Annotated in this window: 14 protein-coding genes; 3 read left to right on the top strand and 11 right to left on the bottom strand. The window is 58.0% G+C overall.

Annotated elements, in window-relative coordinates:
* Together ACO07T_RS01075 and ACO07T_RS01070 are read right to left on the bottom strand one after the other, a co-directional pair.
* Window positions 1-1,155 carry an FIST N-terminal domain-containing protein gene (locus tag ACO07T_RS01075; RefSeq protein ID WP_422047894.1) on the bottom strand — a complete coding sequence of 385 codons (1,155 nt, stop codon included), beginning with the start codon at window positions 1,153-1,155 and terminating at the stop codon, window positions 1-3.
* A 56-nt stretch (window positions 1,156-1,211) separates the two neighbouring features.
* Window positions 1,212-1,898, bottom strand: coding sequence for a LuxR C-terminal-related transcriptional regulator (locus ACO07T_RS01070; protein ID WP_422047893.1), 687 nt, complete (start codon window positions 1,896-1,898; stop codon window positions 1,212-1,214).
* A gap of 213 nt (window positions 1,899-2,111) precedes the next feature.
* On the opposite strand from ACO07T_RS01070, the gene ACO07T_RS01065 reads away from it, so the two are divergent.
* Entirely contained in the window at window positions 2,112-2,864 is a 753-nt protein-coding gene (locus ACO07T_RS01065; RefSeq protein WP_422047892.1) for an META domain-containing protein, read from the top strand.
* A 91-nt stretch (window positions 2,865-2,955) separates the two neighbouring features.
* Entirely contained in the window at window positions 2,956-3,138 is a 183-nt protein-coding gene (locus tag ACO07T_RS01060; RefSeq protein ID WP_209065079.1) for a CTP synthetase, read from the top strand.
* 22 nt (window positions 3,139-3,160) lie between these two features.
* Here ACO07T_RS01060 and ACO07T_RS01055 read toward each other — a convergent pair whose 3' ends face one another.
* Window positions 3,161-3,919, bottom strand: a complete 759-nt coding sequence (locus tag ACO07T_RS01055; protein WP_422047891.1) for an alpha/beta fold hydrolase — start codon at window positions 3,917-3,919, stop codon at window positions 3,161-3,163.
* A gap of 172 nt (window positions 3,920-4,091) precedes the next feature.
* Here ACO07T_RS01055 and ACO07T_RS01050 point away from each other — a divergent pair, with 172 nt between their 5' ends.
* The gene (locus ACO07T_RS01050) at window positions 4,092-4,466 is read left to right on the top strand and encodes a hypothetical protein (protein ID WP_422047890.1); all 375 of its coding nucleotides are present in this window, start codon (window positions 4,092-4,094) and stop codon (window positions 4,464-4,466) included.
* 5 nt (window positions 4,467-4,471) lie between these two features.
* Here the strand turns inward: ACO07T_RS01050 and ACO07T_RS01045 are convergent, their stop codons facing one another.
* The 8 genes from ACO07T_RS01045 to iolD all read right to left on the bottom strand — a co-directional run bounded on the left by ACO07T_RS01045 (window position 4,472) and on the right by iolD (window position 13,266).
* Window positions 4,472-5,644 carry a winged helix-turn-helix domain-containing protein gene (locus ACO07T_RS01045; protein ID WP_422047889.1) on the bottom strand — a complete coding sequence of 391 codons (1,173 nt, stop codon included), beginning with the start codon at window positions 5,642-5,644 and terminating at the stop codon, window positions 4,472-4,474.
* A 52-nt stretch (window positions 5,645-5,696) separates the two neighbouring features.
* Entirely contained in the window at window positions 5,697-6,572 is an 876-nt protein-coding gene (locus ACO07T_RS01040) for a LysR family transcriptional regulator (RefSeq protein WP_422047888.1), read from the bottom strand.
* Between the two features lie 328 nt (window positions 6,573-6,900).
* The gene (gene iolG, locus ACO07T_RS01035; RefSeq protein WP_422047887.1) at window positions 6,901-7,887 is read right to left on the bottom strand and encodes an inositol 2-dehydrogenase; all 987 of its coding nucleotides are present in this window, start codon (window positions 7,885-7,887) and stop codon (window positions 6,901-6,903) included.
* A 1-nt stretch (window position 7,888) separates the two neighbouring features.
* Entirely contained in the window at window positions 7,889-8,719 is an 831-nt protein-coding gene (locus tag ACO07T_RS01030; protein WP_422047886.1) for a class II fructose-bisphosphate aldolase, read from the bottom strand.
* Window positions 8,716-9,573 (bottom strand): 5-deoxy-glucuronate isomerase, encoded by an 858-nt coding sequence (locus tag ACO07T_RS01025; protein WP_422047885.1) that lies wholly within the window; start codon window positions 9,571-9,573, stop codon window positions 8,716-8,718. The genes ACO07T_RS01030 and ACO07T_RS01025 overlap by 4 nt, the downstream gene beginning before the upstream one ends.
* 11 nt (window positions 9,574-9,584) lie before the next feature.
* Window positions 9,585-10,562, bottom strand: coding sequence for a PfkB family carbohydrate kinase (locus ACO07T_RS01020; protein WP_422047884.1), 978 nt, complete (start codon window positions 10,560-10,562; stop codon window positions 9,585-9,587).
* Complete coding sequence (locus ACO07T_RS01015) at window positions 10,559-11,398, bottom strand: phytanoyl-CoA dioxygenase family protein (RefSeq protein ID WP_422047883.1); 840 nt, start codon at window positions 11,396-11,398, stop codon at window positions 10,559-10,561. Before ACO07T_RS01015 ends, ACO07T_RS01020 begins: the two co-directional genes overlap by 4 nt.
* Window positions 11,398-13,266, bottom strand: coding sequence for a 3D-(3,5/4)-trihydroxycyclohexane-1,2-dione acylhydrolase (decyclizing) (gene iolD, locus ACO07T_RS01010; protein ID WP_422047882.1), 1,869 nt, complete (start codon window positions 13,264-13,266; stop codon window positions 11,398-11,400). Before iolD ends, ACO07T_RS01015 begins: the two co-directional genes overlap by 1 nt.
* Window positions 13,267-13,392 lie beyond the last annotated feature (126 nt).

Here is a 13,392-nt window from a genome sequence, read left to right as displayed (position 1 = left end):
TTAGTCTTCCAGTGGCGGATAGATGGCGACGCCAGTGAAGGTTTGGTTCACGTGCATGGAATTGATCTGTTCACCGTATGTCGAAAAGCCAACCACATTGTGTTTGGCAAGCACGCGGGAAATCTCTGTGGTGACCTGCTTTTGCGTGGCTTCGACGCGCCGGAGCAGGCAGTCGCAGCCCAGGATCATATCGGGGGCGCGCTGGTCAGACAGAGCCGACAGTTCGCGCTCCAGATGGGACACCATGTCTTCGGGTTCCGCGAGGGTGAGAACAACTCCCTCGTCAATGGCTGAGAAAAACACCAGATCGCCGTTGTCCGCCACACGTTGAATGGCGCGGACGTGGGTTTGATCACCGATCCGCACCACAACGGGATGTGCGGCAAAGGTGAATGTGGAAAGCTGTTCCGGATCTTTGCCAAGGATGCGGGCGTATTCCCGTGCGGCGGGCTCTGCGTTGATTTCATGCACCAAGCGTGTGGTGGGGTCTGCTGCGGTGACCACCATGCGTTGCTCGGTGGGCCGCAGATGATCGGTTTTAAACACATGGATGGGGCAATTGGACCGAATTTGGATGAGAACGGCCGCGTTGGTGTGAAAGGCGCCCTCATAGAAAATATGCGTCGCGCCAAAGTCTTCCCCGTCACCGGCAGAGCCACCAAAAAGCGGCACTGGCCCCAATCCCATCGCCAGCTCAGCGGCCAGTGCATCTTCGCGGGTCGAAAGCCCATCTACGAGCAGAAACGCAAATTCTGATGCCCAGCGTGGGTGATCGGCTGCGAGCGCATTGCGGTTTTGGATCATTTCGCTGATCCGCTCCTGCGCTTGCAGTTCAGAGAGATCATCGATGAAAAGCGACTTGATGGCGAAATGCGCGGTGGGTAGGCCGACGGCGACAATTTCACCTTCTGTGTAACCCTTCGCGCCAAGCTCTCCTGCGGTGGTGCATCCGACAACCCTTGTTTCGTTGAAGTGGGTTTCGGCCTTGGCAACCAACTCAAGCAGGTTTGTCTCCGGTGACACAAAGAGGATGACCAGCGCCAAAGGGTCTGATCCAAGTGCGTTGGCGAGTTCCGCCATGGCATCGGGCGCGCGGCAATCCGCAAAGCCCGTGCGCACAATTTTGGCGTCCGTAAATGGCGTGCTGGCGTCCATAGCTGGCAATGTCCTCCCGTGACCGCTCCCCCGATCACCTCTACAAGGTAGCCATGCTAACCGCTGCTGCGCAAGTGTTCGTCAAAACTGGCTTCCTTGGCGATCAGCACGGCTTGGGTGCGGCTGTGGACCCCAAGTTTGCGCATGATTGCCGTGACATGTGCTTTGACGGTGGTTTCAGCGATGGAGAGCTCATAGGCGATTTGCTTGTTGAGCCTGCCTTCGCAGATAAGGTCAAGGATACGCGACTGCTGAGTGGTCAGAGAGGCGAGGCGGGCCACAGCGTCCTGGGTGGCATCCGCTGTTTCTGAGCTGTTTACGTGGCCTTCCGGGGTGAAAGTCTGCCCGGATCCAATCGCCTCAAGAGCGCGGCGGAACATATCGCGCTGGCTGTGCTTGGGGACAAACCCGGCGGCTCCCGCCTGAAGGGCGGCGTTGACCGTGCGGCTGTCAGCCATTGAGGAGACCACAAGAACGCGTGCTGAGGTGGCTTTGCCGAGACGAAGCAGGCCGTCAAAGCCGTCGACATCCGGCAGGTTGAGGTCAAGCACAACAAGGTCCGGTGCTGGGTTTGTTGACAGCCAGGTGATCGCATCGGTGAGGCACGGAGCTGTCGCAACCTGTTTGATGGGCGAGATGGCCTGCAGCGTCATCACAAGTGCGTCGCAAAAGAGCGGGTGATCGTCCACCACAAGGGCGCTGGAGAAGCGGGTTTGCGTGGTTGTCGCGTCAGAATGGAGCATAGGGGCAGGTTAGCAGAGAGATGCAGAAGGCCAAGAGGGCCAAAGGTCGTAAAAGGTAAAATGTGCTGCTTTGACTTGGCTTGATGGGCGATGGTTTGCCGTGCCGATCCCGTTGGCTTGGAAAGCGCAAGGGGCTGTGCTTAGGTTGTGGCGGAAGAGGTTGATTTCTCTCTTGGAAATTTTGTGCCACGTTGCGCTAGGAGGGTAGATTTTATGCTGTTTGGTCAAACAGTCGCAAAGTTGATTTTAGGTGCTGGGCTAGCGCTACCACTGATCGCCGGGAGCGCAGCGGCCGACATTCAGGATTTGCTTGGCAGTGTTTCTTATCGAGAGCGGGTGGCGCTGCCGCCGGAAGCTTTGGTGGAAGTCACGCTTGAGGATGTGAGCAAAATGGATGTGGCCTCCGTCGTTGTGGCACGGCAGGTTTTGAAGCCAGAGGGGCAGGTGCCGATTGCCTTTCGACTGGCCTATGATGACGGGATGGTCGCTGAGAACGGGCGGTATTCGGTGAGAGTAATTATTCGAGTTGGTGAGGATGTGCTTTGGCGCAGTACGCAGAGCTTTGCGGCCCTGACCCAGGATGCGCCGGAGGAGGTAGAGGTCATGGTGGAGCGAATGCCGTCTCGTGGAGATGTGGACCTGACCATCGGCAGCTGGCTGGTGGTGGTGATGAACGGCGAGGTGGTGCAAAGTGAGCGTGTGCCCCAGATTGAATTTGGCGCAGATGGTCGCGTGAGCGGGAGCAGCGGCTGCAATCGGTTTACCGGTAGCTACACACGCACGGTCGATCGTTTGAGCTTTGGCCCCTTGGCGAGCACGCGAATGGCGTGCAGTGATGAGCTGAACGCGCAGGAAACGGCTTTCTTCAAAACGCTGACGCAAGTCGCTTCTGTCGGCATCATGGACGGCGGCACGGTGTTCATGGATGAGCAGGGCGCGGTTGTGATGCGGTTTTTGGCGGAATGATCTGTTAATAGCGGTTCAAAGCTGATCCAAATCAAGGATTTGGGAGCTGCCTGTGATAGGTCATCGGGGAACGAGAGAAGGAGCTTTCCTGATGCTGAGACTGGCCACTATTTTGCATATTTTCATTGGCTCGACCTGTGCAGGCGTAGCCGTTATTGCCGCGCTGGTCGCCGGAATGAACACCGGTCTCGGGCTCTTTGGTGCTGCGCTGATCGGCTTTCTGGTGGCTTTTCCGGTGAGCTGGAAAGTTGCGCAGGCGCTTTACGCCCGCTGAGGCAAGGGCGGGCGCCTTGCGGTCAAAGATCCAGCCAGGCTTGCACTGAAGCGATAAACTCGCGGGGTTTTTCAGCGTGCAACCAATGGCCCGCATCGCGAATCTTTGCGAAGCGGGCTTTGGGAAATTTCTCCCGGATGGTTGGGCGATACTCGGTGGCGACATAGTCGGAGTCTGCACCGCTCAAAAAAAGAGTGGGGCCCTCAAAGGCGCCTGGAATGTCTGGAAAGCTGAGGATTTTCGGCATTTCACTGTCCAGAACATCGAGATTTAAGCGCCACCGCTGTTCTTTTACGTCCAGCGACTGGGTAAAAAAGGTCTGCAGCGTTGTGTCTTCAAGGTGCACGGCCAGCTGTGCGATCGCGTCCGCGCGTTTTGTGACCAAAGAAAGATCTACAGCGCGCATGGCTGCAATGTTTTGGTTCTGATCATGGGCATAAGCCACAGGTGCGATGTCGGCCACGATCAACCGGTTCACGAGCGTGGGCTGGCTTAGGGCAAGCAACATGGCCGCTTTGCCACCCATAGAATGGCCGAGCACATCCATTGGTGCGCCTTGGGCTTTGATCACCTCAGCCAGATCCGCGGCCATGTCTTCGTAAGAATGGCTGTCGTGCCATGGGCTTTGCCCATGGTTGCGCTGATCGACGCAGATCACGCGACGTGTGGCAGAAAGCCGTTTGGCGACCGCGCCCCAATTGCGGCCTGAGCCGAAGAGGCCGTGTACAATTAGCAAATCAGGTTCGTCGGTGGCGGTGCCATGGGTGATCAGATTCAACATGACCGCGTGATAGCGCGGCTTGGTCGCGGGTGCCAGCGCTGAGTGTGGTGGTGCAAAGCTTGGAAATTGTTTGTTGAGAGCTCTGTTGCCAAGGCGTCGCGATCTCATGCGCTTGTACGACCCACGCTGAAAATCGGTTTCCCCATCGGGAATTGCGATTTAGGCTAAGCCGATGATGACAGGTGATGAAATTGAAGCAAAGGTGGCCCGTCTCTTGGAGCTGGCGCGCGAGAAGTATGGCGTTCGGGCCAAATCACTTGAGCGTGCCATGCGCAAAATTGGCCGCCGGGCACCAGCCCGTCTGCATCGACAGGCAGGAGTGATCGCGGAGGCTCATAAGCTGGGTCAGCACCCCAAGCTTATGATGCAGGTTGATGGCGCGGCGGTGAAGCGGGCCTTTGTTGAGATTGAAGCGCATTTGAAGGCGGTGGACGTGCGTGAGCGGCGCATTCACCGCATTTTGGATGTGCTGGGTTCCGTGAGCTTCAACCTGATCCTTTTTGCGGCTTGCCTGATCGTATTCTTGCGTTGGCATGGCGTGCTTTAGGAGATTTAGGCGTTTGGCGTTTGGCACGTCCACTGAATGTCTGATGTTCCGATAAACCGACCCATGCGTGCAAGTTCCGCGTCCAATTTGCGCGCTCTCGCGTCCGTCCAGCGCACGCCGGGTTCGGCCCAAAGCTGCGTCACGGTCAACAAGCCTTTCTTTCGGTCAGCCTTGCATTCGATCCGGCCCACGAAGCGGTCGCATTCCAATAGGGGGTAGACATAGTAGCCCCAGATGCGTTTGGCGGCGGGAACGAAGATTTCGATGCGGTAGTCAAAGCCAAAGAGGCGCGAGAGCCTGTCGCGGTCCCTGATCACCGGATCAAACGGGTTGAGGAGGCGAAGGCGGCTCGTGGGGGCTGGTGCGCTATTCAGTTGTACCTCTATATCCGGCGTGGCGAGCATGGGGATCCAATCACGGTTGGCTGTCTGGATTTCGACGGGGATCAGATCAGATGCTTCGACCCAGGCGCGGACATCGGGTGTATCAACGGCCTCCCAAAAGCGCTTGATGTCGCCAGAAGTGGCAAAACCCAATCGCGCAACGGCCTCGCGGCAAAGCCAGTCAATTTGGTCTTCGTGCGGGATATCGCGGGTACGCAGCGCTTCAGGAATGACCCGTTCAGGTAGGTTGTAGAACTTTTTGAAATTCTGCCGATAGCAGGTCGCGAGTTCTCCCGCATACCACATGTAATCGAGTGCGCGTTTGTGTGGTGGGCGGGACCACATCTCCTTTGGGCCTTCGATTTTGGTGTCAAATGCCTCGGTGGAAAGCGCGCCTTCGGCTGTGATGCGGTCTTTGATGCCAAGATCGGCACAGCTGGCCAGCGCATCAGCATACCAGCCTTTTGCATCCATCTTTGCCTTTCGCCGGGCAAATTGCGCGCGCCAATAAGGGTATGTTTCAATCGGCAAAACAGAGGCATCATGGGTGAAATGTTCAAACACGGCGCGATCATCGGCGAGAAGCGTGTTGAGCATTGGCTCCCGATAGTTCTGATTGCGCGACCACAGGATGTGGTGATGTGCGCGGGACAAAACCTGAATGCTGTCGAGTTGCACAAAGCCAAGCTTGCGGATCGTGGCGCGCGGATCAGCGGGACCTGTCGGCGTTTCAGCCAATCCCTGCAAAGAAAGCCAGAGGCGGCGGGCGTCGCGGTTTGAGATGCGTAGAACCATGCGGCGACGCTAACGTGCAGATTGGAACAAAGAAAGAACAATTTGCGGATGGTCAGCTTTTTGCGACCTTCATCAGCCATTTGCGAAAAATGCGTAGGTTTGGGCTGTCACGGCCCGGAAGCGTGACGATGTGGTAGCCCAGCTCCTCACGCATCAAGGAGCAAATATGCGTGAGCGTGCCTGCGACGACGTCGCGCTCGACCAGCGATCTGGGGTGTACTGAAACGCCAAGGCCCGCCAGAGAGGCGGAGATAACAAGTTCGTTGGTTTCCAGAACGGTAAGGTCGATTGTCGAGAGGTCGAGATCCGCATCTTCGATGACGCGGCGCAGCTCCAGCATGTGGTTTTCCATCAGCCATGGAAGATGGCTCACGTCTCGCATGGTTCGGGGTGTTTGGCCTGAGAGGAGTGTCGGTGACGCGACGACCCAGAATTCGCCTCGTGTAAGTAGGGTGCTCTCCAGTCCTGGCCATTGGCCGTCACCAAAGCGTATCGCCATGTCAAACCCGTCGCGGCGGAGGTCAATCAGTGCAGAGTTGGGGGTGAGGCTGACGGTCACCTCGGGGTGCGCCTGCCAGAAACCGCCCATTCGCGGCATCAGCCAGTTGATCGCAAAAGACGGGGTGAGGCTGACGGCAAGCGGCCGTGCGTTGGTTTGTTGGCGCAGGGCGTCTACGCCCTCTGAAATGATGGAAAATCCCTCGCTGAGCTGGCGGGCCAGTTGTTGGCCAGCCTCTGTAGTGGCCACCCCGCGACCTGACCTGTAGAGCAGCGGTTCTGAAAGCTCAGCCTCCAATTGGCGCACGTGTTGGGCAATGGCCGCATGGGTGACGTTGAGTTCGCGTGCGGCGGCGCTGAAGCTTTGATGGCGCGCGGCGGCTTCAAATGCGCGTAGGGCGGAGAGAGAGGGGAGCGTGGACCAGTCCATATGTAATTCCAGCTTACAATATGGAAATCATATTGAATCGCATGAATTGCGAATGTCCAGCAATATCGGATGCAGGAGAACTCTAGGAGTGCATGATATGTTGGGAATTCTTTCAAATACGCTGCGAGTGGCGACACGGGAACAATCTTGGAGTGGGCAGGACGCTGCAAAAGAGGATGCGCCTGTTTTGCCGGATCATTGGCGTGAGCGAGAGACGTGCTTGCGAAAATGTGTTTCTGAGCGTCCAAAGCTTTTTGGCAAGTGACGCAGAATCGCCCGGCGATGCTGCCGGGCGTTTGAAATTTTGGGAGACCCCGAAGGAGCGTGATTAGACCGCAACCGGTGCGCCACTCTCCAGAGACTGCGCAGCGGCGTCTGCAAGAACCTGAGCGCGGAGCCCATCCGTGATGTTGGGCGAGGGTGTGGTGCCCTCTGAAACAGCTTGCACAAAATGGGCCATCTCAGCGCGGTAGGCGGCTTCGTAGCGTTCTAGGAAGAAGTGCTGTGCAGGGGCGCGGCGGAAGCCGCTCTCTGTTGCCACTTCCACGGTGGTTTCCAGCATGTTTTCCGCCCGCAACATACCTTTTGCGCCATGCACTTCGATGCGCTGATCATAGCCATAAGTCGCGCGACGGGAGTTGGATATTTGACAGATCTTGCCGCTTGCGGTGGTGAGTGTGACAGCCGCTGTGTCCACATCACCAACTGCGCCGATTTCCGGGTCCACCAGCGAGGAGCCGACCGCGAACACGCTGACTGGCTCTTCGCCAAGCAGGAAGCGTGCCATATCGAGGTCGTGGATCATCATGTCGCGGAACAGGCCGCCGGAGGTCTTGATGTAGGACAACGGGGGTGGGGAGGGGTCGCGCGACTGGATGGTGACCAGCTCGACGTTGCCGATTTCGCCCGCTGCGATGCGCGATTGGGTCTGTGCAAAATTTGGATCAAAGCGGCGGTTGAAGGCGGTCATAAAGGCGACCCCGGAGGTTTCGACAGCTTTGGCACACTCACGGATACGCTCGGCTGACATGTCCACCGGTTTTTCACAGAAGATCGCTTTGCCGGCAGCGCAGGCGGCATGGATCAGATCATAATGCGTGTCGGTGGGCGTGCCGATGACAACCGCGTCGACATCGGCGCTCTGGATCAGATCCTCAGACGACAGCACTCTGGCGTTGGCTTTGGAAGCCAGATCGGCGGCAGGAGCGTTAAAAGCGTCAGCAACGGCGGTCACTGTGACGCCGTCCAGTTGAGATACCGAGCGGGCGTGAACCTGACCGATGCGGCCACACCCCAGAAGTCCGATTTTGAGCATGTTAGGCCCCTTTGAAGGCGCGCAGCACAGTGCGGGTGGCTGTGACAAGCGGCTCATGTGTGTCCTTGAGGATTTGTACCCGGTCAAAGCGTGCGGAGTCTGCATTCACCGCGTCGCGCATGGCGGCGCCAAATGCCATGCGCAGCTCGGTGCCGATGTTGAATTTGCAGATTTTAGAACCTTGGGCGAGGGCTGTGCGTTGCGCGACAGGCACGCCGGAGCCGCCGTGAATGACCAGAGGCACCTCGGTCACGGCCTCGATTGCGCGGATGCGAGGCTCGTCAAGCCCGCCTTCTTTGTCTTGCTGCAAATGGACGTTGCCAACAGAGATTGCCATTGCGTCAACGCCGGTTTCACGGGCGAATTGCGCCGCTTCTGCTGGGTCTGTCCCGTCAGAGTTTTCGCCGCCGGAATAGCCTACAAAACCGATTTCTCCTTCGCAGGACACACCTGCGGCATGGGCCATTTCCACAATCGCGGCGGTTTCAGCGATGTTTTCTGCCAAAGGCTTGCGTGAGCCGTCAAACATCACGGAAGAAAACCCGCTGTCGATGGCGATCCGGCATTCCTCAGCCGTGTAGCCGTGATCAAGATGCGCCACTACGGGTACGGAGGCGCGCTCTGCAAGGTGGGCGAACATCTTGCCCAAAACCGGCAAAGGTGTGTGCTCGCGGCAGGACGGGCCAGCTTGCAAAATCACAGGCACGTTTTCCGCCTCGGCAGCCGCCACATAGGCGCGCATATCTTCCCAGCCAAGGGTCACGAGACCAGCCACAGCGTGGCCCTGCTTCAACGCCGGTTGAAGCACTTCAGAGAGAGAAACAAGGCTCATTTGAACTTGGCCACCATATCCATGATACCAGGGATTGTGTGCAGCTGTTCCGCGTGTGTTGGCTGGAAGTATTGCTTCAGGCTGCGCTGGGACAGGCCACCAAGGATGGTGAAGTAATACATCTCATAGCCCGGCAGAACCGCACAAGGGTGATAGCCTTTGTCTAGCAGGATCGTGGAGCCATCCATGATGTGATAGGCATCGCCCGGCTTGTTATCTTCGCGCTGAAGCATCTGCACGCCGGAGCCATAGTTGGGCCTGAAACGGAAGTTGTAGGTCTCGTCGTGGCGGGTTTCGATCATCTCGCCATCATCGCCTTTGCGGTCGGTGTCATGTTTGTGGCTTGGGAAGCCGGACCAGCCACCTTGGCCCACGGTGTAGAGCTCACTCACCAGAAGGCGGCCCACTTTGTCGTGGTGGTTCGCGCCAAGGATGTGCTTGATTTTGCGGTGGGTTTTGGTGTCGTCAGAGCCGTATTGCACGAGGTCCAGCTCTGGCACGCGCACGTCGAAAGGCTCAAGAACCTTGTCGTATTTGGCCCCGGCGATGAAGGTTTCTGTGGTGTCTGTTACGCAGGTGATGCGCACTTTGGCGCCGGTCGGAACGTAGACGCCCTCCGGCTCGCCGTCCCAGACATCAACCGTGCGGTTGCCAAGGTTTTCATAGCGAGCGCCTTCGACCTCCACATGCACGGTGCCGGTGGCCGGAACGATACAGGTTTCATAGCCCGGCACGGCATAGTCAAAGCTTTCGCCTTTTTTGAGTTTGACGATGTTGAAATAGTTCAGCGGCACCAGATCGTGTTCTGCGTCCACGATGGGTTTGTTCTTATTGTCATAAGGCGCGATATGCATGGGCCTCTCCTTCAGGGATGCGTGGGGCCGGCGTGCGCGGCGAGGAACGCCTCAAGCTCGGCTGGTGTGGGCATGGCCGGGGCGCAGCCCGGCTGAGAAACAACGATGGAGGCGCAGGCAGAGCCTTGCAGCACGGCGTCTTTTACGGACAGACCGTCCGCGATGCCCGCCAGCAGGCCTGCCATGAAGCTGTCACCCGCGCCGTTTGGTTTGACCGCGGTGACCGGATAGATGCCGGTGCGGATTTCTGCGCCATCTGCGAGGGTGATCGCGCCATCCTCGCCCATTTTGTAGATCACCATTTTGCCGGAGGCGGCGAGCTCGCGGGCTTTGCTAAGCCCTTTTTCGATGCCGCCTGCCATAAAGCCGAACTCCTCGTCATTGCCGACAATCAGGTCGCTGGCGTCGCCTGCGCGCGAGAGCACCTCGGCGGCGACCTCCGGTGAAGGCCAGGAATAGGGGCGGTAGTCGATGTCAAAGATCACCGGCATGCCAGCGGCGCGCGCGTTGTCAAAGGCACGGAAGGTGGAGCCGCGGGACGGCTCGGATGCAAAGACGGTTCCTGCGGTGATCAATGCGCCAAAAGCATTGTAATCCACGCGATCCACGTCGTCATTGGTGACCTGAAAGTCTACTGCGCCGTTGCGATAGATCACATTCTGAAAGTCTTCAATGCAGCTCTCGTAAACAGCGAGAGAGAGGCGATACTCACCTCCAACTGTCCGTAGGTATCGCGTGTTCACGCCGTAGCGCTCTAACCGATTTTGAGCGAAGCGACCCACAGCATCATCAGAGATGGAGGTCACCAAGGCGGCCTCGCACCCAAGTTTGACGAGGCCTGCGCAAATATTGGCGGAGGAGCCGCCGAGGTCGGCGCGAAAGGTCTCTGCCAGTTCCGATTTTGTGCCCACGGGGTCGGCAAACATGTCCATTCCCGCGCGGCCAAAGACCACAAATTTGCGGGAGATGATGGCGTCGATCAAACTCATGTGCGACCCTCGGTATTGCCCGCTTTGGCCACATCCAGCACTTCGGGGTAGGGGTAGTTGAGGCCCAAAAGTTGGCGCATGTCCGGGCTGGCGGTGTCGATAAATGACTGCTGCAAAGCAGCGGGCATATCCTCCATCGGTTTCACCCATTTGGGCAGATATTGGATCAGGATCGCGCTGCGGTCGTGATCTGCGTTGTTGGGCATGGCGCAGTGCCATGTGACGCCATAGAAAAGCGCGACATCCCCCGGCTCTCCGGTCATACGGGCGCAGGTGTCGTAAAACTTGTCTTCAGGCGTTGGGTAGCGCAGCTCTTTTTGGGAGCCGGGCATGTAGGCGGTTGCGCCGCTTTCTTCGGTGAAAGGGTCCAGCAAAACAGAGACCTGCGCGTTCATCGGGAAAGAGCTGTTCAGACCAATGGGATGGGTCTCAGGTTTGTGAAAATCCCAGTAAGGGTAGTCTACATGCGGTTCCTGACCCGGCCCACCGGGCAGGATACGGTTGGCCGCGATGGACCCCATGATGAACTCAGAGCCGAGGAATTGGCGCAGGATGGCCATCAGAGTTGGATGCGCGGCCATGCGCGAGAAAACCTCCCCTTTGGCCAGAAGATTCCAAACCCGCCGCTGCAGGTTGATCTTGCCGTCGTCTTCGGCAGCACCTTGAAAATGTGTGACCTTTGGCGCCTCTTGCTCTGAGTGCTCCATAACGATGGCGCGTGCCTCTGCGATGTCTTCTGGCGAGAACAGGCCAGAGATCCCGACTGCGCCGCCGCCATGCAGAAGCTCTTCAACAATTGTGGCCGGGTCCCCGTTATCTTTGGTGAAGCGGCGCATCAGACACCTCTGCGCTGCTTGGAGCGTTCGGCCTCGATTTCGAGGTGTTTCTCGCGGACCTTTGCGTTTTCGGTTACATGCGGCGTGCCAACTTCCCACCAAGCATGGCCTTCCGTTGTCCACCCTTCGTAGGCGTCCACATCCATGACAATCACATAGGTTTTGTCGCTGGCCTTGGCGCGTTTGAAAGCTTCGCCCAGCTCGGCGGGGTTTGAGACCTTTTCTGACGTGGCGCCCATCGATGCGGCGTGAGCCGCGAAGTCGACGCCGAAGGCTTCGGGGATTGTGGGGCAGTCTTCCAGAAGGTTGTTGAAGCTCTCGTTGCCGGTGTTGTTCTGCAGCTTGTTGATCACCGCAAAGCCGCCGTTGTCGAGCACCAGCACAATCATCTTTTTGCGGCTCAGTACAGATGAGTAGATGTCTGAGTTCAGCATCAAATAAGAGCCGTCGCCGCAGAAGGTGATGGTGTCTTGATCCGGCTCACGCTCGGACTGTGCAATGCGGGCACCCCAGGCGCCTGCGATTTCATAACCCATGCAGGAGAAGCCGAATTCCACGTCTACTGTGCCAATGTCGAGCGTGCGCCAATTGGCGGTGACTTCGGCCGGTAGGCCACCTGCGGCGGCAACAATGCGGTCGCGTGGGTCACAGAGGTCGTTCACCACACCAATGGCTTGGGCATAGGAATTGGGGCGGTTGCCGTAGGAGACATTGTCTTTCACATAGGCGTCCCATTTGGTGCGCTCTTCTTGTGCGAAGTCCAGCCAACTTTGGGGGGTAGACATAGTGAGTGCTGCATCAAGCGCCTCGAGAGCCAGTTTGGCATCGCCGACGACAGGCAAAGACATGTGTTTTCCGGCGTCGTGCCGGGCGGCGTTGATTGAGATGAATTGCGCGTCCTGAGCAAAGGCTGTCCAGCTGCCGGTTGTGAAATCTTGCAGGCGCGTGCCGACTGCGAGGATCACATCAGCCTTCGCCGCAAGCGCATTGGCGCTGTCAGAGCCGGTCACGCCGATGGGGCCGCAGTTGAGCGGGTGTGTTGCCGTCATATTGGCGCGGCCAGCGATGGTTTCGACCACCGGAATTTTATGTTTTTCTGCAAAAGCGGCGAGTTCTGCCGTGGCTTGGGCGTATTGTACGCCGCCACCTGCGATGATCATTGGGCGCTGCGCCTTTGACAGTGCGGCGACGGCATCTGCAACCTCCGCGCTGTCAGCAGCCTGTCGCCGGATGCGATGGACCTTTTTCTCGAAGAATTTTGCCGGGTAGTCGTAAGTCCAGCCCTGAACATCTTGTGGCAGCCCAAGGAAAGCCGGGCCGCAATCGGCCGGGTCCAACATGGTGGCAAGGGCATTTGGCAGTGATTGAATGACCTGCGCAGGGTGCGTGATGCGATCCCAGTAGCGCACAACCGGTTTGAAGGCGTCATTCACCCCGAAAGTCGGGTCGTTGAAGTTTTCCATCTGCTGCAGCACCGGGTCGGGCAGGCGGGTCAGGAACGTGTCACCGCAGAGCATGAGCATGGGCAGGCGGTTGGCGTGTGCTAGCCCGGATGCGGTGAGCAGGTTTGCGGTGCCAGGGCCGGCGGAAGCGGTGCAAAACATAAAGCGCTGGCGCAGCCATTGTTTGGCATAGCCCGCTGCAGCAAATCCCATGCTCTGCTCGTTTTGTCCGCGATACAGGGGCAGCTCTTCACGGACCTCGTTCAGGGCTTCACCAAGGCAAGTCACATTGCCGTGCCCAAAGATGCCAAAACCGCCGCCGCAGACGCGCATTTCCTGTCCGTCAATTTCGATGAACTGATGGGAGAGCCAACGAATAATAGCTTGCGCCGTGGTGAGGCGGATCGTGGAGTTTTTTGTCGTCATTTGAGCGCGAACCCTTTGGAGTTTTCGGGGAGAATTTTACGACCTCCCTCGAATGCAGCTTGCGAGCTTTCGATTCTCACGATACAAGTTTTGCAACCGGTTGCAAACTGAATTTCAAAACGGAGC

The organism is Shimia sp., from assembly GCF_965227725.1.
GTDB lineage: Bacteria > Pseudomonadota > Alphaproteobacteria > Rhodobacterales > Rhodobacteraceae > Shimia.
The sequence above is the reverse complement of the archived record's forward strand: the minus strand, read 5'-3'. Positions and strand labels throughout refer to the sequence as shown.

Bases quoted from the DNA above. Each gene is read 5' to 3' on its own strand.
- iolG (WP_422047887.1), bottom strand. From the start codon at position 7,887: ATGCTCAAAATCGGACTTCTGGGGTGTGGCCGCATCGGTCAGGTTCAC.
- ACO07T_RS01060 (WP_209065079.1), top strand. From the start codon at position 2,956: ATGCTGAGACTGGCCACTATTTTGCATATTTTCATTGGCTCGACCTGT.
- ACO07T_RS01015 (WP_422047883.1), bottom strand. From the start codon at position 11,398: ATGCGCCGCTTCACCAAAGATAACGGGGACCCGGCCACAATTGTTGAA.
- ACO07T_RS01070 (WP_422047893.1), bottom strand. From the start codon at position 1,898: ATGCTCCATTCTGACGCGACAACCACGCAAACCCGCTTCTCCAGCGCC.
- ACO07T_RS01020 (WP_422047884.1), bottom strand. From the start codon at position 10,562: ATGAGTTTGATCGACGCCATCATCTCCCGCAAATTTGTGGTCTTTGGC.
- ACO07T_RS01065 (WP_422047892.1), top strand. From the start codon at position 2,112: ATGCTGTTTGGTCAAACAGTCGCAAAGTTGATTTTAGGTGCTGGGCTA.
- ACO07T_RS01025 (WP_422047885.1), bottom strand. From the start codon at position 9,573: ATGCATATCGCGCCTTATGACAATAAGAACAAACCCATCGTGGACGCA.
- ACO07T_RS01030 (WP_422047886.1), bottom strand. From the start codon at position 8,719: ATGAGCCTTGTTTCTCTCTCTGAAGTGCTTCAACCGGCGTTGAAGCAG.
- ACO07T_RS01075 (WP_422047894.1), bottom strand. From the start codon at position 1,155: ATGGACGCCAGCACGCCATTTACGGACGCCAAAATTGTGCGCACGGGC.
- ACO07T_RS01055 (WP_422047891.1), bottom strand. From the start codon at position 3,919: ATGTTGAATCTGATCACCCATGGCACCGCCACCGACGAACCTGATTTG.
- iolD (WP_422047882.1), bottom strand. From the start codon at position 13,266: ATGACGACAAAAAACTCCACGATCCGCCTCACCACGGCGCAAGCTATT.
- ACO07T_RS01050 (WP_422047890.1), top strand. From the start codon at position 4,092: ATGATGACAGGTGATGAAATTGAAGCAAAGGTGGCCCGTCTCTTGGAG.
- ACO07T_RS01045 (WP_422047889.1), bottom strand. From the start codon at position 5,644: ATGGTTCTACGCATCTCAAACCGCGACGCCCGCCGCCTCTGGCTTTCT.
- ACO07T_RS01040 (WP_422047888.1), bottom strand. From the start codon at position 6,572: ATGGACTGGTCCACGCTCCCCTCTCTCTCCGCCCTACGCGCATTTGAA.